Origin of the sequence: Halorubrum sp. Atlit-26R, from assembly GCF_003666015.1 — an archaeon.
GTDB lineage: Archaea > Halobacteriota > Halobacteria > Halobacteriales > Haloferacaceae > Halorubrum.
Window position 1 is genome coordinate 1 of sequence record NZ_QPLT01000243.1, and the last position, 681, is coordinate 681.

General features: G+C 45.7%; 1 protein-coding gene. It reads right to left on the reverse strand.

Annotated elements, in window-relative coordinates:
* Positions 1 to 425, reverse strand: a 425-nt coding sequence (locus tag DVK07_RS22525; RefSeq protein ID WP_147441285.1) for a hypothetical protein, incomplete at its 3' end; no start/stop codon positions are given.
* Positions 426 to 681: the final 256 nt, after the last annotated feature.

A 681-nucleotide genomic window follows, 5' to 3' on the forward strand; every position in this document is an offset into this window, starting at 1 on the left:
ATTAGTAGATCTTCTACCTCTGACTCACAGCTTTTGATTGCTTGTATAGCAGATGCTGCGGCTTCGGCAGAAGGAGACTCTTTGCGGATGATGACGTGTTCCCCAGCTTCTAGCCCCTCTAATTCATAGCGACTATCTAGAAAATCAAGGAGACGTATCACTTCGCCTTTCTCACATTTGAATCGTGTTTCTTCCTCTATCCCGAGGTATCGCGGATTTTTTGGACGGGCCTTCCAAAAATTAATAATATAACGCTCCGGATCATCGTCATCTTTTCCATCAATTGAGAAGACATTAAGCGATTTGTATGTTCTAGGTCCGCTTTTGATTGGGTAGTGTGCAATATGAGTAAATGGCCCACTTTCGCTATGATTCACTTCTATGTGATATGTTTCTCCATCGTCAAACTCTTGCTCAATCTGCATATCCGTAGCTGAATTCTGTGCCACATAAAACTCCGTTTCAAATTGGGTAATAGAATTCCTAGTGCCAGACTGTACACTTATGAGGCTCGTCTGTAATCCCTACTGTATACTGAACTATGTCTGAGCAATCTGGGTCCCCACCAACCGAACGTGAGCGGACGGAACTCCCCATTGAACGGGGATTCCCCATCGAGCGCGTGAACGAAATCGCAGAAAAGGAAGGCCGGGCGAAGATGCACTACCGGCCGATCTACAC